Origin of the sequence: Neobacillus drentensis (genome assembly GCF_036965245.1) — a bacterium.
Lineage (GTDB): Bacteria > Bacillota > Bacilli > Bacillales > Cytobacillaceae > Neobacillus > Neobacillus drentensis_G.
This window is the reverse complement of the sequence record NZ_JBALPG010000043.1, coordinates 16434-37455: the sequence shown is the minus strand read 5'-3', so window position 1 is coordinate 37455 and position 21022 is coordinate 16434. Positions and strand designations below refer to the sequence as shown.

The following is a 21022-nucleotide window of genomic DNA, read 5'->3' as shown; positions in this document are numbered from 1 at the left end:
GTTGCTCGACTTATTTCAAGCTGTCCAAGAGTGTTTTTACATTACATATGAAATATGAGCCGGTATCCCGTTGCAGAGCGAGGAAATGTAGCTTTATTACGTCTTTGGTACTATTAATCTTCCAAATCAAAGAGAGGGAGAAAATTGATCTCCCCCAGTTTCATTACTGATCCATCCTAAATTTCGCTAATGTGATGACACCTGCGTGTATACTTTTGGTTTCAAACACTTGAATTGCTCTACTTTTGTGTCAATACATATTGAGAGTCTCGCAGCAACGGTATTACTGTTTCTGATACAATATTTTGAACCAGTTGATATTAAATCCGTCAGCAGCTGCCTGAAGCCTTATTGTATGCTTCCCGGCCGACAGTGTAACCTCATCGGACACTGTTGACCAATTTTGCCACCCTCCTGTATTCGGCAATGTCGTTGTCTTCTGCGGAACTCCGTCTACGATAAATGTGATGCCGGATCCTACCGACTTATTGACAGCCACCCTGTATTGCAGGGTATAAGTTCCTGATGACGGAATATCGATGTCACTATATTCCATCCAAGAATCCGCACCAATATACCCAAGTGCCTGTCCGCCGCCAATGTCATTGGTGTCCTCTTTCTTTACATTGTTCATAGAGGTATAGTTTTCCGCCTGAATAAAAGCTGCTGCATCAACAGATACACTGATGCTTGTTGTCAAAGGCACGTTATTGGGATTTTTCACCCCAGTTGGCAAAATTACAGTTCCATTGACAGCGAAGGTTTGTGCAGTCTTTACAGCGGGATCATAGTTTGAAGCATCTACATTCCATGTCACATTTGCTTCTCCCCTGCCTGCATCAGTATCCAAAGATACTGTCTTTGGCAATCCAAGGGCGTCCGCTGTCTTCGCCGTTCCTATTGTCAACCCTGTTATGTCAGCAGGCGCAGTGATGCTGTTTAAATTAACATTTTGAGCCTCAATGTCAATGTCCTTCGACGAACGGTTATACATGGAATCGTCGGCGAATACCCTGAGTATATATGGAGTAGTCGGCGACAAATCTGTAAACTTATAATGTCTGTATTCATCGAATGGTTTGTCTAGCGGCAGTGAAAGACTGTTAAACGATTTGTCCACTTTCCCCGTGAGCTTGTTGATAAGCTGAATATTATATTCCAAAACGCGCACATTGTCATTTGCTTGCTTTATTGTAAAAGCAAGTTCGTTATTTTTGTAGGAATCGACCTTAATATCCTCTTCAAACTGCGGAGCTATGAGTTCTCTTATATCGCTCTTACTATAGGTAAAGGCCTCTTTCCCTTCACCAACGATTTTTACAGAAGGTATGCCTACATATTCATCTGTACTTAAATTATACTGTTTGATGATAATTTTTGAACCGTAAACCTCTATGAAATTCGCGATGCGAGGTGTGGTATGGTAGTTGATATACGAGCCTTCTATATATCCGCCGTACGGACCGTTATCAATATAGCTGGAATATGAACTCGCACCACTGTCGAGATACGTAGCCGCACCTTGATAGTGAGAACGTTCGTCGGTCGGGTCGTATTGCGTATGACCTGACATATATACCACCTGCGAAAAATTATTGTCGGCAATATATTTACCTACATTATTACTTGCCGCGCTGCTCCATGCCGATCCCCACACGGTTCCGCTTATAGGGTAGTGAGAAGATACAAATATGGGTTTGGTTGGATCGTAATCCGGTTCTTTTGTAATTTGATCAAGGAAATTTTTGGCTTTTCCAGACGTGTTGTTATTGTTATAATTCCCGTCAAAACCCACAAAATTATATCCTTTTACCTTTACCCGATAAGCATCGTTAAAGAAATTGTTATCGTATGAATTCGTTGAGGCGTTCCACGCGCCCGCCGAACCGACAGGTATAAATTGTTCGGCGCCGCCCATATCATGGTTGCCTCTAACCATATAAAGCTTCGTATTGTCAAACAGACCCTCATCTTTAAGTTTATTGTATATGCCTGTCAGATTTTTCATCCACACATATTCATTAGCGTTGTTACCGCCGGTAACGTCGCCAGGAATAAAGAGTACGTCGGCCTGTGGGAATAGTCTCAGTTCTGTTCTGTAATCTTTTTCAATGCGCGCGATTGTTGCGGGATTAGCACTTACTTCCGGGTCACTGTCCACAATCATATTTAAACCGGCGGGAGTTAATGTTTTATTGCTTTTTTGATAGATGAATAGGGCGTTGTTTAGTTCACGTTCGTAATAATTGATGGTTTCCTGTGTATATAATTTTACTTTTTGCGATGTTGCAACCGTAGTTGCCGTATTCAAAACCTTTTTCAAATGATCATAATCGGTTTGGCTGAAGCCGTTACCGAGGCCGTCTGCTATTATTGTATTTGCTTTTGATATTGTGTCGTTAAGTGCGTTCATATCTACTTTATTTACAGCGTAACTATTATAATTAGCTTGAACTACTTCACTACTAAATGCACCTTTCCAAACATTCAGATCAGCTATATCGAATGAATTACCGCCATGATTGCCCAATCCGTCGCTACCTATATTTAATGGGTTCGATGTATCTAAAGTTCCGATCCCCAGTGAAGTTTCAGTCATTTTGTAACCATCAATATACAATGATCCGAGCATTTTATCTCTGTCTACAACAAATGTCACGTAACGCCAATCGGAAGCATTAAACGTGTCGCGCCCAAATTTTACTGATGCGGTCGGGAGTCCTAAATTCATATTGACCGAATTGGCTGATGTATAAATCGCCCAGCCTTCGTTAGAGCTCTTAGTAAAATCCTTGTTTGATAATATTACCTGATTATTGTTCGTGTCACCCTTATACCAGAAGGATGTGGTAAAACTGTCATTACCAAAATTCAAGCTATGCTTCGTACCGACATAATTGCCGTCTCCGCTTTCTAAGTGCAGAGCTTTGGTCCCGGGTAATACACCGTCTACATAACTATAATTTCCTTTCCCTTCCAAGTTCTCTTGATTCGCATCGTCCTTTAAATTATTGTCGAATTTCATCGATGCAATAAGGGGGTTGGCATTTAATACTGCGTTCGTGGGCAATGAAGTTTTTCTGTCACCATTTGCTGGTAAACCAACTACAACGCGCAATTTTTTACCAATATCATTTAACGTTACGGTGTGGCTTTTGGATGTACCACCCGATTTTACATTAATATATTGATCGCTTGTACGTGATTCCTGTACTTGCCATTGATATGTTAGATTTTTGCCCATTGAACCATGATTCATGATTACACTGGCGGTGATCGTTTGACCGTAAACCGGCTGCATATTGTCGATTTTGACGAGATTAGCATCCGATGCGTCTGCGGTGGTCGATAACATAACGAATATCATCGTTAATACGAGGGTAATGGATAAAATTCTTTTCATTACAGAAAACCTCCATATTTTATGTATTTTATGAACCTGTTCGAAAAGCTCGTAAAATTGAGTAAAAAAAACGCGCCGTAGCGAAACATTGAAGCGGAACTCATTGATTATATCGATCATGTTGACGACTCCATTGTGCTGGAGAAGATCGCCCCGCTTTACAAGGACGGCGGGTATCCTCCCATCGATCGGAATGAGAGGAGATTTTTCGTCACGTAAATCCCCCTTTCGTTTCCAATATTGGAACCTTGATTTTCACCTTCTGCTGCTCTCATTAAACTGAAATGGTGCTTTTTGAATAGGCTCTTTTTGTATTGTAATAGAATAATATGATATTAATATTTTCTCAGAGTAAATTTATTGTAAATCTAGCAGGCAACTATAAAGGGCCTTATTATCAATCCTGCGTGATTTTTATGATAGTTCTTTAACCGGCCACATGAACCTTTACACACTTCTCGAAAAGGCTCTCAATTGTTTTCTCTGTCATGTTTTTGAACCCCTATCATCCAACATTCTCGAGAAACAAACTTAATAACAAAAAAGACTACCTCCTCGTTTTTTAGGAAGTAGTCTATTCTTTAGAAAAAAGTCATTTAACCATTAAAAAGGGGCTGACTCTGCCTGTAGATTAGTAATTAAAACAGGTAGATATCTATCTAATACCAACTCTTCAAATTCTAACTCTTTTAAAACAGCCTCTTATTATGCTTTAGAAATATCAATAAATCCTTCTCCGAACACATCTCGAACATCGTGTATAGCGATGAAAGCATTCGGATCGGTGGATTGAACAATTCGTTTCAACTTTATTACTTCTTGCTTACTGATAACAATATAAAGAATTTCCTTTGGGGTTTTTGTGTAATAACCATGACCCGAGTATACGGTTACCCCTCTGTCCATTGATGTAGTCACCTGTTCGGCAATGTCATTCGGTTTATCAGAAATAATCGTTATAGCCTTCTTCGGATTCAAGCCTTCGATTACAAATTCCATCACTTTCGTTCCAACATATAGCATAATAATTGTCAGCATCAGCTTTTCTGCACCAATGATAAAATAAGATGAAAAAGCGACGATTAAATCAAAAAACAATAGACCATAGCTAATATTCCATCCTAAATACTTATGTGTAATCCTTGCTAAGATGGTAGTACCTGCTGTTGTTCCGCCAACCCGAATAATTAAGCCAATCCCGCCCCCTATAATGATTCCTCCAAAAATAGCATTCACTATCAATTCATCAGAAGCAATATTCCAACCTTCTGTCAGATGAAGAAAAAGCGAATTAAAAACCACTGCAATAATCGTATAAATCGTTGTTACCTTATTCAAAAATTTATAACCAATTATTAACAAAAATGCATTCAGAATTAAGTTGACTAAACCTGGTGACCACTCAAATAAATAGTAGGTAATAATTGTGATACCCGTTACCCCGCCTTCCCCAAACTCGTTCGGAATAACAAATAAATTAACACCTAACGCAAAAAGAAAGGCACCAATAATAATAAAAATGATGTCTGTGGTTGTTTTTTTCATACTCTACCTCACTGCTTATAAAAATATTTACTCAGGCATAAACTCTCATCATTATATCGTTTAACATTTAACTCGTACAGTAGTCTGTTATTTATTAGGAGTAAAGTTAAGGGGGTTAGTCTACTGGACATTATCAAGCTTCTGTTGTTCATTTCTTAGAAGAACCAGGATATTTTAGGTATAGTGTTTCAATTTCCTTAACATTTCATAAGAAAATGATGAACAGATGAAAGCAGTATTACTCGAAGAAGCAGATAGTTGAGAAGATAGACATAAAAAAAGGCCTCCATTAAGTTCACTGACTTAATGAAAGACCTCTTTAAAAATCTCATTAAATAATATCGGTTACTTTTTCGGACACTCTAGATTGAGCGAAGGCTTATAAATCCCTAAATATTAGGGTTTTTTAGTCTTTATTACATCATGCCGCCCGTAAGATGTTTGATTCTATATTTTTTATTAATTTACACAAACGATGATATACCGAGCTATAAGGGTGTTTTTTATTCCTGTAACCCTTGAGTCACAGCTTCGAGTGTCTCCATTCCTCCAAAGTAAGCTATTTTCCCTTCGCTTAAGTGAAGTAATTTATCTTCGCTCGATTGCTGGATCTTGTCGACTAGATGGGTGCTAATAATGATGATACTATGATAAGAAAGCCGCCTAAGAACGCGTTGAAAATAGAGCTGCTCCTCAATGTCCAAGCCTTCAAAGGGTTCATCTAAAATACAAATTCGTGGAAGATTTATGAGTGCCTGGATTAAACCAACTTTTTGCCGTTGTCCTCCAGAAAGATGGCGAATCTTCCTCCTTTTTATTTGAGTTAAATTGCTCTCTTTCAACCAATGTTCAACAGTCTTTTTTACAAGTTCCCGAGGAATCCCTTTATGATAAGCAATATATTTTACATACCTTTCCACAGTCATATCTAAATGACCTGTAAAATGTTGTGGGAGAAAACTAATGATTTTCCTAATTTCTTCAATATCTAGTTTTCTTCGGTACGTCCCAATCTGCTCGTCTCTAACTAATAATGAATAATTGATTTCCCCATGTCCTGGTTGGATCGACGTCGTGAGTAGCTTCAAAAGCGTACTTTTTCCAGCTCCATTTTTTCCTACAACATACGTAATTCCTTTTGTAAATGAGCAAGTAATACGGTTTAAACGTGTTGTATCCCCCGTCGAATATTCCACATCATTTAATGCTATTCTCATTTCAAGTTCACCGAAAAACGTCTCTTTAATACAACACTGCTTAATAAAAGAATGGAAATTCCTAAAATAATCATATTCACTGTCAGAAAATAATCATCACCAGGTGCTTGGAACAATAGCTTTTTCTTTAATAACACTTGGCTGAACCAAATAAACAGTGTAATCGACAACCCTATTTTTTGCCCTAACCAAAATATCGTAACAAAACCTATTACTCCAAAAAAGAAAACAGGTATAAACGAACTAACCAAATACAATATTGTACCTTCTTTTCCAACAACAAAAAGACTTAATGGCAGTGTCAAAACTAATTGGAATCCCATCACAAACATAAATCGGGTAAATATTTGTTGAATCACTGGATAATAACTTAACGATTCAATGATTTCATTTCCTTCATTTTTAGGACGGAACGAATAGCCAATCACTCCAATGACAAGAAGGGTAATCCACTTGATCCAGCTCGAAAATCCAGTCATGGCGTCCGCTGAATTTTCACTAATGGTAAAAGTGATTGCAATCATAAGAAGTCCAGTTAACAGCCAGCTTGTCGTTCCATAGAAATTCCATTGTGATAAAAACATATTCACTATTTTTGATCTAGTTGAAAGAGAATTTTGCGTCGTTTCTAGCTCTAGGCGCAAATCAATCGGACTTTGCTCCTGCTCTATATTTTTAATCTTTTGAATCAGATCTAACGTCATTTCTCTCGTTGGTTCAGGGGCAGTAAATCGATCAAAGTGAGTTTTCCATTCTTTTTCTAACCTCGATAATTCTTGATTTTCACTCAATTCCCTCAGCCCCTTTCCGCTCATCCGTAACTAGAATATTTTCAAGCTGCTTTAACCCACGCGTAATTCGCGTTTTAACAGTATTTATAGAAATATCCAATGCCAATGCTATTTCCGAGTATTTCAAACCTTGATAGAAACGTAAATAAAGAACTGTACGATAATCAAGTGAGAGTTGATTCAATGACTCTACCATCCATTGACGTTCAAGCTGATGATCAATAATATGATGAACCCTGCTTTTTTCTTCAATATCCTTATCTGTCACATATTCGAGACGAGATGTAGGCTTTCTCCAATAATCTTTACAAGTATTGGTCGCGATTTTATACATCCATGGTTTAAATTGATCTGGAACGAACCCTTTAAGTCCTTGCTGATAGATTTTCAAAAATGTTTCTTGAACAATGTCTTCCGCCAATTTTTCATCGTGCAATAATCGGTATATATATCCATACAGAGGCTTATGATAGCGGAAAACAAGTGTATCGAAAGCTGTGTCTATCCCAAGCGACAATTGGCGCATATATTCTTCATCTTGCATCCCTATCCCTCCGTTTCAAGCTGACCTCCGATTGATTTTAAAAATAGCTCCTACAGTACATATTACTCCTAGTCCGATATAAAACAATCGGTTATAGATAATCCAGCGGTTTTCCACTAATAATAATCCACTTTCTCCGCTCACAAAACGTTGAACACTTCCATATATAAGTAAAATCGCATTTAATTCACGCAACAACGCACCGCCAAATAGGATCATCATCCAAAAAAGAATCCCGGCCATCAATCCACCAAGCGAATGGTTTCCTATCATCGTTCCGAGAATGACAAATCCTCCTAAAGCCAAATACACTGGAATTGTAAAAACGAAGCCTTGCCATAGAAATTTGCCATATATAAATACTAAAGGAATTGTGATGATACTCGTTACTCCGAAAAAAATAATCGCAGAAAACAATGCCTTCTCCAATAGAAATTTCCACTTAACGACCGGATACGTAATAAGCTGATTGAAAAATTTCGAATCCAAATCAATCGAAAAACACCATTGAATGATAAATACAAACCATATTGTTGCTGTTTTTTCATAAATAAGGCTAGATAAATCATCTATCTCATACGTCCCAGAGTTGTATATGATAATCCCGATAATTGGAACTAGCAATATAGTCATTAACGAATATATCGATGAAAACCATAGCTTTATAAATAGTCGAAGTCTAATCAAGAATCCTCTCATCTTCTTGATTCTCCTTCGTATTGCTTTAATGCTGATTCCATGTCAAAGTCCTGCTTGTTATCAAGTTCTGTCCAATAATGAAAAAGATACTTTATAACATCTTTAAATTGTTCAGAACCTTTTTTCTCATAGCTTTGCAGCAAATTTACAACAGTAAGATCCTCCCCTTCAACCCACCAGTTCGATTTATACCATTCCGCAAAACTAACTTGTTCTTGCAAATGATTCGCAATCATCCAAACCATTGCATCAGATAAAATATGAAAGTCTTGATTATTACCAAAAATATCTTCCCGGGTTAATTCATTCTTTAGTTCATACGCAATTTCAAAATCATCTTTATACTCGCTTTTCAGCACAAAAAAATCGTGATTTGCACTATATTGTGTAAGATTATAATAGTTATCACTCAATATATAAATAACAGAAGGACTCATCGGAACTCCGAGCCAATCTTCCATAAAACTCCATGCTTTTTGATATCTTTCAATTACTTCTGTCGCACCTTTTATAACTTCAGGATGTGCGACGACTCGAATGTGGCCAACCTTCTCTTCCTTGAAATTCCCTCCCAACAAAGATAGACCGTATTGAGAAGTTCCTTGAAACGTATCTTCACTAATCTCCGGAATCGTTAAAGCAAGAGGAACTTTTTGATTTTCTCGCGTAATATTAACTGTGAATTCCGTAGGAAAATCCTCAACAAGCCGAGCATTTCTTAATTCGAATTGGGCATAAAGGTTATTATGCTCCCGAGCAATCACAAGAGGCCTCTTCCCGATTAAAGGATACCAACCCGCTTCTTTAGGAAGATAAATTCGCTGATTTTTTATAAAAGCTTGTTCAATATAACCATCATCACGGTATTGTAAAATTTTTCCTTGATAATGAACGTTTAAGTCAAATTCTTCACCCGGCTGAATCATTTGATCGAAGTGAAGTGTTATAAAATCTTTATCTTGTGAACAAGTAACTGATTTTGCACTCGAACATTCCTTTATCTTTAACCCATGGTATAAAGTAAGAAATACATCATTCACTGCCTCATTACCGTTATTTTGTACTGTTAAGGTACTTTGAACATTAATTTGATCATCTGCTTGAAGTTCCACACTTAAATTTGTTTTTTCCATTGAAAACTCATATGGTTGATCATCATTATTATATTCGTAGTAAGAATTCATCCATTTGTAATATGATTCATCGTCGTCCCCTTGAAACGACTTTACATATAGTTGCCCCGTTGTAACGTACTGTTTAAGCGCTTGTTCATATTGCATGAAACGTATTCCACTTAACACAATTGTAGGAATGATGAAGATTGTAAGAATAATAGGTATCATCTTTTTTTCTTTATTACTCCTACGATAGCGCCGGAACAATAATAGAGTTACAACAATCACTGCGATTCCCAACAACACAATAGCACTTTGGTGCAAAATTGAACTTTTTAACACATGGTGAATCCCCCATATACCCTCATACGGCGATCCAATAAACATATAATCAAATGGAGTTAACAAGTGAAACTTCGGATTATCCCATTTATAGGCGTGTCCAACATAGTCAAAAGGAAACATTAAACTTAATACTAAAATAGCTGGAATGAAAAGATACGCAAACATTGATTTAATCAATATCGCAAATAAAAAGCCAATGGAAATGAGAAGAAAAAAAGCTCCTTCCATTTGAATAAATACGTAAACAATATTTTTAAACCAATCTCCTATCGTCATTGACGCACTCGCAAGCCATAATGCCTGCACGACGATTGTAATGACAGTGATACAAAGACCATACAATTGGGTGATCAGCCATTTTCCTATAATCCATTCCATGTTCATTACATCGTACGTTACTACTAATTGTTCAAAATCACTTTCCCGATCTTTACTCGCCATATAAATGGCAATCAGGCCGACAATGAGAAGATCAAGCAGCAGTATCCAAATAAAACTTTGATAAAACACAGCAGCACGTTCTTCATAATGGATAGGCTGAATTTCATACGAGATAATGACATATCCCCAACACAATATATTTACCAGTAGTGGAATGGTCAAAAATTTATTTCGTAGTAAAAGCAGCCCTTCGTTTCGAAAAATGGATTTCATTACGTTCATGTTAACACCCCGTTTATAACTGCCATATAACCATCCTCTATTGTTGGTTGTACGGGGCTTACTTCACCTTGCGGTTTTTCTTTTGAAATGATTCGAAAAACAACCCGATCCTTTTCTTTACGACTGGAAATAATGACATATTCTTTTTCGACTTGATCATATTCAGAAAAAGGCACCGATAACTCCCAAACTACTTTTACTGCCTTCTTAGCTAATTCTTCAGTGGATCCTTGGAAAAGGACTTCACCTTGATATATGACCGCAACATTTTCACAACTGGATTCGATATCACTAATGATATGTGTTGATAAAATAATTGAGTGGTCCTTACTCAATTTTTCTATTAAATTTCGAAAACGAATCCTTTCCGAAGGGTCCAGTCCCGCTGTCGGTTCATCGAGAATGATTAATTTCGGATTTCCGAGTAAAGCCTGGGCGATGCCAAGCCGCCTCTTCATTCCCCCAGAGTAGCCTTTTATCTTTTTATTTGCTTGTTGGACAAGGTTGACTTCCTCCAGCAACTTTTCTACCTGTAGATTTCTTTCCTGCAGATTCGTTACACCCTTCATAGAAGCAACATAATGAAGAAATTCCCTACCCGTAAATTGGGTCGGCACGTTAAAATGCTGCGGTAAATAACCGAGCAACTGACGCACCTTGTCTCCCTCTTTCACTAAATCATAATCGTAAATGGTTATTTTCCCTTCATCAAACGGAAGGATTGTACTAAGAATCTTCATTAAAGTCGATTTCCCTGCTCCATTCGGACCGAGAAGCCCGAATAAACCCGTTTCCGTATGTAGATTAATATTCTTTAAAGCTTGAAATTTACGATATCTTTTCTGTAATCCTTCTATTTTTATCGTCGACACCTATTTTCTCCTCCTAAAAAACCCTCTGCTCCTTTCACGTACTTAATAATCAAATTGTTTCAGAAAAAATATTTTTTTTCTAAACGCACAAAAATGATATTTCATTAAAAAAAATTTTTGTTTCCCAAAACGTAACCAAAGAACTGTAAAAAAGAGGCTTCTCAAAAATTCACTGAATTAATGAGAAGCCTCAAAAATGAATAAAAATATTAACAGAATGTTAGCGTAAGAGAAAAAGCTGCCGTGGGTTTTAGCAAACTAATGAATCAATTCATTCAACTATAAGCATAAAAAACATCCTTCACTAAAAATATCATGTGATGGATGTTTTTTAATAAATGTTGCCAAAAGCTAACTAATCTTCAAAAATCCTTATAGCACAAGGGTTTTAGAGATGGATTACATCATGCCGCCCATTCATTTTTTTTAAACTATTTAATCATGCATAGGAATGAATGTTTGTCCAAATCCCTACACTCTTCATTTCCTTATACTCAGGTTTCCACATAGCCTCTTCAATAGCAGTCTCAACATCTTGGATTTCCGCTCTTGCAATTCCTTCGTATATGGCAGCATTGACTACTTCAATGGCTACGTATTTTGAAACTTCATGAAGATTTTCAATGGATGGCAGCAGGGATGCTCCAGGTTTACTGGAGTCAGACATTCTTGCAACCGCATAAGCAGCAGCTGCGAACATTCCTTTTGAGAACACTTCAGCTTTTGCCACAATGGCTCCAAGGCCTAGACCTGGGAATACAAATGCATTATTTGACTGGCCAATTTCATAGGAAACACCGTTGTATTCTACATTGGCAAACGGGCTGCCAGTTGCAATTAGAGCCTTGCCATCTGTCCATTTAATCAGGTTTTCCGGCAACGCTTCTGCCAGTGTAGTTGGGTTGGACATAGGCAAGATAATAGGACGCTCAACATGCTTTGCCATTTCTCTTACAATTTCCTCCGTGAAGGCACCGGCTTGTCCGGAAGTACCAATCAGGATGGTTGGCTTCACCCTCTGAACGACTTCCATTAATGAAATGATTCCATCCTCATTCTTATCCCAGTCCTTTACTTCATCCATCTTTCTTACATAAGGCTTCTGGAAATTCAGAACATCTGGTGTTTCATCCGTTAGTAACCCCCGATAGTCGATAGCCCAGAAACGCTCATAGGCTTCTTCTCTGGTCAGCCCTTCTAGAATCATAGCATCAACCATTTGGTCAGCGTTACCGATGCCGGCAGCCCCTGGTCCAAAGACAACAATGCGCTGGTCCTTCAGAGATTCTCCTGTTACTTTCAAAGCTGACATAATTGCAGCAAGGGTCACTGCCCCTGTTCCCTGGATGTCATCATTGAAGGTAAGGATTTTGTCACCGTATTTGTCTAGAATCTTACGCGCATTCACATTGCCAAGGTCCTCCCAGTGAAGAAGTACCTCTGGAAAGAACCTTCTTGCAGTCTGAACGAATAAATCAATAAATTGATCATAACGCTCACCGCGGACACGGGCGAATTTGTTGCCAATATAGATAGGGTCTTCGATCAATGCTTGATTGTTCGTACCAACATCCAACACGACTGGCAGAACACGACTTGGATCAATACCAGCTGCCGCTGTATACACGGCAAGCTTACCAATCGCAATATTAATACCGCCTACCCCTTGGTCCCCAATTCCCAGAATACTTTCTGAGTCGGTAACAACGATTAAATCAATGCCATTATTGGGCTGTCCAAGATTATAGAACGCCTTTTCCACGCCCTCAGGATCATCAATGGAAAGATATAAACCTCCTGGACGGCGGTAGCTATGGGAGTATGTCTGGATAGCTTCACCGACAGTAGGAGTGTAGATAATCTGTAGCATTTCTGCTAAGTGTTCTTTCAACAGTCGGTAAAACAGAACGACATTGCGGTTATATAAATCATAGAGCAGCCCGTTTTTGAACAGATTCGTGGTCCGCATTGAATATTGCTCATAGGCCCTTTCCGCCTGCTCATCAAGTGTGAGCACCTGGGGCGGCAACAGCCCGACGAGTCCAAGCTCTTCCCTTTCCGCTTTAGTAAAAGCCGTTCCTTTATTCAAAAAAGGATTAGAGAGAACCTCTTTTCCTTTTAATGTTGTAATAATAACATTCTCAGGTATATTCATGGTGTTTCCTTCTTCCTTTCTTAAAATAACTACTCGGACAATTACGGGATCATAGATTTCTATCTTTCCATGTTAATAACATTTTCCTTAGCACACTAGTTTTTTTAATTTAATGTCCCTTTTTTGTAATTAAACAAAGCAGACAGTAAAACTGGCTGACTGCTTTGTACTATCTTCCACTTTTCGTGTTTCTAAAATTTACGTTACTTTTTATCAGGCTGCCCTTGCAATCGATTGTTTCGATTGTTTCGATTTTTTCTTTTCGGACCTTTTAAATACATAGCTCACAATAATCGGACAGACGATGGCAGATATAACACATGCAGCTGCAACTTGTGCAGTAGCTGTAGGTGCTATGGCAGCAAAGGTTGGATCTGCAGCTGCAACAACTGCTGGTGTAGCTACAGCATTTCCTGCAGTTGACCCTGTTGCTAAACCAACTATAGGATTTTCTTTAAATAACTTCAAAAGTACGTAAGCTCCAATTCCAGTGAATGCAGCTATTAATCCTAGTAATATGCCAGGACCTCCCCCTTCTATAATAGTTGAAAGATTCATTCCCGCACCTAATGGGAATGAGAAGAATGGGATTAATAATAATTTACTGCTTCCAAGGAACTTTCTCATATCAGGATCAATATTTCCTAAAATCATTCCTATTACTATTGGAATTAATACTCCTACAAGTGTTTGAAAAGGAATTGAAGCAAGGCCGGATGCACCTAATGCAACTAATGTAAAAAATGGACCATCTTTTAAAGAAAATAACGCATATGCCCCTACATCAGTTTCGTCACCATACGATGAAGCAAGAGATGCATATAATCCACCATTAGCATTTAATAACGCTGCAAGGATTGCTAATGGTGATAATCCTAGTATTCCGGCAGGCCCAAAAAGCATTGCTACAGTTATACCTATACCAGCACCTACTATAAATTTTCCTGTTAATAATATTGCACCTTTTTTTAATGCCTTCGGTGCTAATTTGAAATTAATTTGTGAACCAATTAAAAACATAAAACATGCCAAAATTGTTGATGATGCTTCTTTACTGAATAATGCGGTTGTAAAACTACCTATTTGTAAAACCTGCGAAAAAAATGTATTCGTTAATACGCCTAGAAAAAGTGGAACAACCATCAGACCACCTGGAATTTTATCGAGCGTTTTCTTAATTGGAATTTGCATTTTAATCCTCCTAAAATAGTTTATTAATCTTGCAAAAAAGCGATTATTTTTTACTCCTATTTTCACCAATTTCTCTAATAACTGTAGAAAGCGATTCCAATTTCCTTTCAGGCTTTGCCATATTTTAATCAGCCTTTGTCTTGCTGCATGTCTATCATATTCTCATGTAAACCGTTTTCATAGATTATGAAAGTTTAATAATTCTTTTAATAAATAAAAAAAGTAAGCAGTTTCAAAAACTGCTTACAGAAAGTTTTTTATTAAGTGCTCTTTAAATTTGTTATATTCATGCTGGTATACTGGCCTTCCGACCGTCCCGTAGATAACCTTGACTTCAAGGATTCCTAAGTCCTTTAGGAAATTAAGATATTTTCTTGCCGAAACCCTTGATATTCCTACAACATTTGCTACTTCATCAGTGGAAAAGGGCCCGTCCTTCAATCCATGAATTGCATCCCATACCTGCTTTAAGGTATCCTTCGTTAACCCCTTCGGCAGTTCTTCTGCTATTACAGCTTCGTCTCTGTGTAAAAGTAAGTTATCGAGCTCCTGCTGACTAACCGAATCCTGTTTATCAATGAACCGAGTTTGCTCAAAGTAGGTAGCAAGTGCCGCGTTAAACCGTTCAAACTCGAAAGGTTTAATTAAATAGTCGACAACACCATACCTTAATGCCTTCTTAATTCGTTCAAGATCTGTGGCCGCCGAAATGATGATGACATCAATTTCAAGGTCATTTTTCCGAAGGTACGCTAACAGCTCTAGGCCCTGCTTTCCCGGCATAAAAATATCCAGAAGAATGAGCTGAATATCATTCTTTCCCAAAAATCGGATGGCTTCAGCTACTGAATTGACTGTTGCAGCTAACCGGAACCCATCAATTTTAGCAAGATATTGTTTATTGATTTCTGCTACCATCGGGTCATCTTCGACAATCATTACATTAATCATTCTTTTCATCCTCTGCTTTATAAGGTATATACACGGCAAAATTTGTTCCCTTTCCAGGCTTGGACGATATAATCAGATCCCCTTCCAGTCTTTCAATTGCCTGTGCCAAAAGATATAACCCGAACCCGCGGTTTTCTCCTTTCGTAGAGAATCCTTTATCCAATATTTTGTTTTGGAGTGAATTCGTCATTCCCATCCCTGTGTCTTTAACCTCGATTGTTAAAATATCCTCTGCATAATCAAGTTTAAGGCCGACTTTTTTGTTTGGACTGTCCGCAATTGCCTCCATTGCGTTATCGAAGAGATTTCCAATGATTGTTATCAGCTCATGTGTGATTTCCGAGTTTGCAGGCTTGGGAAGTTTACTTACACAATCAAAAGATAGAGAAGCACCTGATTCTCTGGCAAAGCTTAGTTTGCCAATTAAAAATCCAGCAAGAACAGGATCTTTAATTTTCTTCGTTACAAAGCCCATTTCTATTTCCCGGTGGTTAACCGTTTCACTCACATAGTTAGCAAGTGTATCATATTGTTCAGTTCGAACTAGGCCAAGGATGACATGAAGTTTGTTCATGAATTCATGTGCCTGGGCACGGAGAGCATCCGCATAGTTACGCACACCTGTGAGCTGTTCGGCCAAAAATCGGACTTCGGTTTTATCACGGAATGTAGCGATTGCTCCCACCGGCTCATTTTCCACAACCACCGGAACCCTGTTTACTAAAATGGCCACCCCATTCAGGTTTTGTTCTTGATCCAATTCGGTTTCACCCGATTTTATAATGCGAGTTAACCGTGTCTCTGGCAAATAAGCTTCAATGTTCATACCCATAGGGTCCTCTTCAAGCCCGGCTCTCTTAAAAAGCTTACTGGCTGCCCTGTTTACAAGTGTGATTTTCCCTTCTTGGTCGATGGCTATTATTCCCTCACGCACAGACTGAAGCATGGAACTACGTTCTTCAAGCAGCTTAGCAATAGCAAATGGCTCAAGCCCTAAAAGGGTTTTTTTGATGTATCTTGCCAGGCCCACTGCACCGATTACACCTATTAGAATTCCGATTAACGTCCCAATAACGATCCCCATCCGTCCTTTATTTACCGCCTTTGTAACGTTTTCTAAAGAAATTCCTACAGCAACCGCACCTACTTGTTTTCCATGTGAATTCTTTATTGGAGTAAATGCCCGCATGGATCGACCGAGAGTTCCCTTCGAAATGGAAACATACTCCTTTCCTTTAAGAACAGGCCCTTCATCTCCTCCCCTGAAGTGCTTCCCCACTTTACTGGGATCTGGGTGGGAAAGCCGAATTCCTTTCATATCCATAACGACAACGAAGTTAACATGGGTTTTTTCTTTTATTTGATTAGTTAAAATTTGTACTTCTTTCTTGTTAACTTTCCCTTCAAAAGCTCCTATCACTTGCGGGCTAATGGCAATCATTTTTGCAACATTTAAGGCTTTTTCTTTCTGTGTCTCTTCCACACTGGCGGTAATTCTTTTGCTTATTATTAAATCAGTTATTCCAAGTGATACAGCGACGACAATGCATACAAATATAATAATAATGGCTTGTAAACTTAGTTTGCCTTTCTTCATAATCTCCTCCAGATATTATCATAATAATAGTATGTATAAGACTTATGTATAAAATGACAAAAGACCGCTAAGCTCATAAAAGAGCTTTAAGCAGCCTTTATCATGAATCATCGAATTAGCAAAATGGCACCCGCCATAATTGGGGTGAGAACCATTGCACTTTTTAAAATTGGCAGTGGAACATTGTTGATAAATTTGGCCCCAATATAAGAGCCAATCATCGTCCCAGCAAGTACCTGGATCAAAAGCAAGACGTTGAATTAGTCCTCAAAATAGTAGCCTGACCCGCCAGCAAAAGCAATGGGATAAGCTAGCCCACCTTGGTCAGAGGCACCATACACCCTAGAAAGACATTTGTCCGTTTATGATGCCTGTCACCTAAATTCACTTTTGTTACACGGTTACAAAAGATTTCCTCGCTACACCTGTTTCTACGGCCGCAGTTGCAACAGCTTTTGCTACCTCATTTGCTACTCGGTCATCAAAAGGGTTAGGTATTACATAGTCTTCTGATAGTTGTACTTCGGAAATGAGCGAAGAAATGGCGTATACTGCAGCCTTTTTCATTTCTTCATTTATTTCTGTTGCTTGAACATCTAGTGCCCCCCGAAAAATTCCTGGAAAAGCAAGCACATTATTGACCTGATTTGGAAAATCAGAACGTCCTGTTCCTATTACTTTTGCTCCTGCAGCTTTTGCCTCATCTGGCATAATTTCTGGAACAGGGTTTGCCATTGCAAAAATAATCGCATCCCTTCTCATTGTTAAAATCATTTCCTTTGTAATTGCACCTGCAACAGATACACCAACAAAAACATCTGCACCGACAATTACTTCCTCTAAGCTTCCCTCTGCATTGTTACGGTTTGTCTGTCTAGCCATCTTTTCTTTAATTGGGTTCATTCCATATTTACGATTTTCATAAATTGCACCTTTTGTATCACATAGAATGACATCATACACACCAAAACGATTTAGCAATTGAGCAATTGCTACACCCGCAGCACCCGCACCATTTATTACGACTTTGATTTCGTCCATTTTCTTATCTACTAGTTTAAGAGCATTTACTAATCCGGCAACAGTTACAATTGCTGTACCATGTTGGTCATCATGGAAAATAGGGATATTTGTTTCTTTTTTCAAGCGTTCTTCAATTTCAAAGCATCTTGGAGCTGAAATATCTTCTAAATTTACCCCACCAAATGTCGGTTCAAGACGCTTTACTGTTTCAATTATTTCTTCAACATCCTGTGTATTTAAACAAACAGGGAATGCATCTACGTTAGCAAAATTCTTAAATAGAGCTGCTTTGCCCTCCATTACTGGCATCGCTGCTTCCGGTCCAATATTCCCAAGCCCTAATACTGCTGAACCATCTGACACGACGGCAATGGTGTTGCCTTTCATCGTGTATTCATATACTCTATTTCGTTCTTCATAGATTTCCTTACAAGGCTCCGCAACACCAGGTGAATACGCTAGGCTCAGGTAATATGCATTTTTAATCTCTACCTTTGCTTTCACTTCTAATTTCCCTTGTTTATCTCGGTGCATTTGTAACGCTTTGTCACGCAATGTTTTCATGATTGCCTCTCCCTTTTCAAGAAATATTACTTTCGACCCAAAAATTGTTTCAAAGCTTTATTTAAAGCCTTCCATGTTATTGCGCTCATTTCACCATCATCCTTAGAAGAAAACTACATACCCCAGTTGAAAACGTTTTACCTTGAAAGTACAATAAATAGAACCCAATCTTATAAATTATCAGACTACTTTAATAGAATATTTAATTAATAAAAGCTTTTTTGTAATTAAAAAAACCAGAAGTCTTTTCAAGCATGGTAATATCTTCACCAAAGCCTGTCCATGACTGGCTTAAAACATATGGCGTGAAGATTAGCAGCGTAAGAACCAGAGAAAAGGAAATGAAGCATTTTATTAGTTTTTGGGGACCTTATCCAGTCAGCCGTATTACTAAGAATATGTTTGAAGAAAGGATTTTGGAATTAAACGAAAAATACAGCCAAAATTATATGGATGGTATCATGCTTGTGAATCATGATTTTGCGAAAAGCTTTATCTGAAGCTGGAGTCGGTATTAAAGAAATATAACAACGGCTAGGATAGGAATATTAATATAACAATGTATATCTACGCTCATATAACCGCCAATATGGAAAAAAAGGCCTCCCAACAGTTTAGCAAACTGATGAAAGACCTTCTCTATTAAATAGCATTTTTATACCGGCTTGTCAAAACGAGGACAAGAAAAGTATATTATCATTTTAGATGTTGATATAACAAGGTTAAAACCCTAATTACATCATGCCGCCCGTAAGCTGAGAGTGTGTAATATCTTTAACGTGGTGTGCAAAAAGTACGGTATATCAAGGCTTTCGAGAGTCTAAGGTGTAACATCTTTAACGGAATTTTACCGTTTTTCACTTGAATACGTTAGCAAAATGTGAGCATTTTTGTTAACACACACAGGTTTTAATCATCACCAAGGTAAATGGTCTTATACTTCAAGCACATTTATTGCTCTATTGATAGCGTAATTAGTAAGGTAAGCTACTTCATCGTTATAAAATCCTGGTAGTTCGATCTTTTCCTAGAGGCAAGATCAAAAAACTACTGGCTAACTTTCGCTTTCTTCCCTTTGTTTCATGCTTTGTCTAAAACGATAAGATTCCCCATTTAGAAGGATATGAGCCTTATCGAGCCAAGAGTGCTGCGGTCAATTTTTCATCACCGAAAATCGATTTTCATTCTGTAAATTCTAGATTGATAGTTAACATCACATTAGCCCTTTCTTAACGGCCAGCAAAGAATTGGAATAAGAGTTCATTTTGATATTCGTTTTAGTGGTATTCTTGAACCGTCTGTCATCTAAAAAGTCTTGATACGCAAATTTTATCAACATAAAAAACCACTCCCTAATTTTTAGAGGAAGTGGTTTTTGCTATTCATATAAATTATTTACATCACTACTTCACAAAATGGGTGAAAAATAGCCTTAACTATGGGTAGCAGATGCCTCTTTTCCCTTTTTATAATAGGTTTCCATTACATCTTTTGGAACCATACTACCTCCTGTTGCCCAAGCGATATGTGTAACATTTTTTATTTTATTTTTTAAGTTGTTATTCTCTATATACTTTTGTCCAGCTTCATCTCTGAATAATTGAATTGGACCATGTATTCCAGCTAATGCAGAAGGTTCTAATTTAATATTTTCTGAGTCGGATAACATACTTAAAAGTATATATAACTGCTCATCATTTACAGTAAATGATCCACTTATTAGGTTTTCTAATGTTTTCCCTACGAAACCTGAAGCTCTACCAACAGCGAGTCCATCTGCATCAGTAAGGTTATCAATGCCAAAATCTTGTACCGATACTTTATCATGCATACCGGTCATTAATCCTAAAACCATACATGGAGAATGTGTTGGTTCGGCAAAGAAGCAATGTACATTATCCTTGAAAACTAACTTTAACCCAAATGTTACTCCACCAGGTCCGCCACCAACTCCACATGGAAGATAAACAAATAATGGGTGATTCTCATCTACAACTACATTAATTTCTTCTAATTGCTTTTTTAATCTATAAGCTGCAACAGCATATCCTAAAAATAAGTTAGTCGAATTTTCATCATCAATAAAGTACATGTTTGGATCAGCTTCTGCTTGTTTTCTACCTTCCTCTACTGCCTTACTATAATCTGATTCATACTCAATTACTGTAACACCCTTGCTTCTAAGGAGGTCTTTCTTCCATTGTTTTGCGTCAGCTGACATATGAACATAAACCTTAAACCCTAATTGTGCACTCATTATTCCAATACTAAGTCCTAGGTTTCCAGTTGATCCTACTGCAATAGAATACTTAGAGAAGAACTCTCTAAATTTATCACTATCCATAAT

The 21022-nt window shown here is 37.8% G+C and carries 17 protein-coding genes; 1 reads left to right on the top strand and 16 read right to left on the bottom strand.

Annotated features, from left to right (window positions below):
• Window positions 1-283: 283 nt before the first annotated feature.
• The 14 genes from V7150_RS10655 to V7150_RS10590 form a co-directional block, all read right to left on the bottom strand.
• A complete protein-coding gene (locus V7150_RS10655; RefSeq protein ID WP_335517401.1) occupies window positions 284-3403 on the bottom strand; it encodes a carbohydrate-binding protein in 3120 nt (1039 codons plus the stop codon).
• A 705-nt stretch (window positions 3404-4108) separates the two neighbouring features.
• Window positions 4109-4948, bottom strand: a complete 840-nt coding sequence (locus V7150_RS10650; RefSeq protein WP_335517399.1) for a YitT family protein — start codon at window positions 4946-4948, stop codon at window positions 4109-4111.
• Between the two features lie 503 nt (window positions 4949-5451).
• A complete protein-coding gene (locus V7150_RS10645) occupies window positions 5452-6165 on the bottom strand; it encodes an ATP-binding cassette domain-containing protein (RefSeq protein WP_335517396.1) in 714 nt (237 codons plus the stop codon).
• Window positions 6162-6956, bottom strand: a complete 795-nt coding sequence (locus tag V7150_RS10640; protein WP_335517393.1) for a hypothetical protein — start codon at window positions 6954-6956, stop codon at window positions 6162-6164. Before V7150_RS10640 ends, V7150_RS10645 begins: the two co-directional genes overlap by 4 nt.
• Entirely contained in the window at window positions 6949-7500 is a 552-nt protein-coding gene (locus V7150_RS10635) for an RNA polymerase sigma factor (RefSeq protein WP_335517390.1), read from the bottom strand. The genes V7150_RS10640 and V7150_RS10635 overlap by 8 nt, the downstream gene beginning before the upstream one ends.
• Window positions 7501-7515: 15 nt before the next feature.
• The gene (locus tag V7150_RS10630; RefSeq protein WP_335517387.1) at window positions 7516-8133 is read right to left on the bottom strand and encodes a hypothetical protein; all 618 of its coding nucleotides are present in this window, start codon (window positions 8131-8133) and stop codon (window positions 7516-7518) included.
• 62 nt (window positions 8134-8195) lie between these two features.
• Complete coding sequence (locus V7150_RS10625; protein ID WP_335517383.1) at window positions 8196-10322, bottom strand: hypothetical protein; 2127 nt, start codon at window positions 10320-10322, stop codon at window positions 8196-8198.
• On the bottom strand, window positions 10319-11194 hold the full coding sequence (locus V7150_RS10620) for an ABC transporter ATP-binding protein (protein WP_335517381.1): 876 nt from the start codon (window positions 11192-11194) through the stop codon (window positions 10319-10321). Before V7150_RS10620 ends, V7150_RS10625 begins: the two co-directional genes overlap by 4 nt.
• A gap of 439 nt (window positions 11195-11633) precedes the next feature.
• Window positions 11634-13349: an NAD-dependent malic enzyme gene (locus tag V7150_RS10615; protein ID WP_335517378.1), complete on the bottom strand. Its 1716-nt coding sequence runs from the start codon at window positions 13347-13349 to the stop codon at window positions 11634-11636.
• Between the two features lie 213 nt (window positions 13350-13562).
• The gene (locus V7150_RS10610; protein WP_335517375.1) at window positions 13563-14540 is read right to left on the bottom strand and encodes a 2-keto-3-deoxygluconate permease; all 978 of its coding nucleotides are present in this window, start codon (window positions 14538-14540) and stop codon (window positions 13563-13565) included.
• A gap of 243 nt (window positions 14541-14783) precedes the next feature.
• Window positions 14784-15491, bottom strand: coding sequence for a response regulator (locus V7150_RS10605; protein ID WP_335517508.1), 708 nt, complete (start codon window positions 15489-15491; stop codon window positions 14784-14786).
• Window positions 15484-17088, bottom strand: a complete 1605-nt coding sequence (gene dcuS / locus V7150_RS10600) for a DcuS/MalK family sensor histidine kinase (protein ID WP_335517373.1) — start codon at window positions 17086-17088, stop codon at window positions 15484-15486. The genes V7150_RS10605 and dcuS overlap by 8 nt, the downstream gene beginning before the upstream one ends.
• Before the next feature lie 107 nt (window positions 17089-17195).
• On the bottom strand, window positions 17196-17339 hold the full coding sequence (locus V7150_RS10595) for a hypothetical protein (protein WP_335517370.1): 144 nt from the start codon (window positions 17337-17339) through the stop codon (window positions 17196-17198).
• A gap of 142 nt (window positions 17340-17481) precedes the next feature.
• Window positions 17482-18675 carry an NAD(P)-dependent malic enzyme gene (locus V7150_RS10590; protein WP_335517367.1) on the bottom strand — a complete coding sequence of 398 codons (1194 nt, stop codon included), beginning with the start codon at window positions 18673-18675 and terminating at the stop codon, window positions 17482-17484.
• A 254-nt stretch (window positions 18676-18929) separates the two neighbouring features.
• Between V7150_RS10590 and V7150_RS10585 the strand changes: the two genes are divergently transcribed.
• Complete coding sequence (locus V7150_RS10585; protein ID WP_335517365.1) at window positions 18930-19175, top strand: hypothetical protein; 246 nt, start codon at window positions 18930-18932, stop codon at window positions 19173-19175.
• Window positions 19176-19888: 713 nt separating this feature from the next.
• Here the strand turns inward: V7150_RS10585 and V7150_RS10575 are convergent.
• Window positions 19889-20014, bottom strand: a complete 126-nt coding sequence (locus V7150_RS10575) for a hypothetical protein (RefSeq protein WP_335517362.1) — start codon at window positions 20012-20014, stop codon at window positions 19889-19891.
• A gap of 93 nt (window positions 20015-20107) precedes the next feature.
• A partial coding sequence (locus V7150_RS10570) for a D-serine ammonia-lyase (RefSeq protein WP_335517358.1) occupies window positions 20108-21022 on the bottom strand: 915 nt, incomplete at its 5' end.

What these genes read in the sequence shown, in the direction of transcription:
- V7150_RS10655 (WP_335517401.1), bottom strand. Translation starts at nt 3,403, where the DNA reads ATGAAAAGAATTTTATCCATTACCCTCGTATTAACGATGATATTCGTT.
- V7150_RS10650 (WP_335517399.1), bottom strand. Translation starts at nt 4,948, where the DNA reads ATGAAAAAAACAACCACAGACATCATTTTTATTATTATTGGTGCCTTT.
- V7150_RS10645 (WP_335517396.1), bottom strand. Translation starts at nt 6,165, where the DNA reads ATGAGAATAGCATTAAATGATGTGGAATATTCGACGGGGGATACAACA.
- V7150_RS10635 (WP_335517390.1), bottom strand. Translation starts at nt 7,500, where the DNA reads ATGCAAGATGAAGAATATATGCGCCAATTGTCGCTTGGGATAGACACA.
- V7150_RS10630 (WP_335517387.1), bottom strand. Translation starts at nt 8,133, where the DNA reads ATGACTATATTGCTAGTTCCAATTATCGGGATTATCATATACAACTCT.
- V7150_RS10625 (WP_335517383.1), bottom strand. Translation starts at nt 10,322, where the DNA reads ATGAACGTAATGAAATCCATTTTTCGAAACGAAGGGCTGCTTTTACTA.
- V7150_RS10615 (WP_335517378.1), bottom strand. Translation starts at nt 13,349, where the DNA reads ATGAATATACCTGAGAATGTTATTATTACAACATTAAAAGGAAAAGAG.
- V7150_RS10610 (WP_335517375.1), bottom strand. Translation starts at nt 14,540, where the DNA reads ATGCAAATTCCAATTAAGAAAACGCTCGATAAAATTCCAGGTGGTCTG.
- V7150_RS10605 (WP_335517508.1), bottom strand. Translation starts at nt 15,491, where the DNA reads ATGATTAATGTAATGATTGTCGAAGATGACCCGATGGTAGCAGAAATC.
- dcuS (WP_335517373.1), bottom strand. Translation starts at nt 17,088, where the DNA reads ATGAAGAAAGGCAAACTAAGTTTACAAGCCATTATTATTATATTTGTA.
- V7150_RS10590 (WP_335517367.1), bottom strand. Translation starts at nt 18,675, where the DNA reads ATGAAAACATTGCGTGACAAAGCGTTACAAATGCACCGAGATAAACAA.
- V7150_RS10585 (WP_335517365.1), top strand. Translation starts at nt 18,930, where the DNA reads ATGGTAATATCTTCACCAAAGCCTGTCCATGACTGGCTTAAAACATAT.
- V7150_RS10575 (WP_335517362.1), bottom strand. Translation starts at nt 20,014, where the DNA reads ATGTTGATAAAATTTGCGTATCAAGACTTTTTAGATGACAGACGGTTC.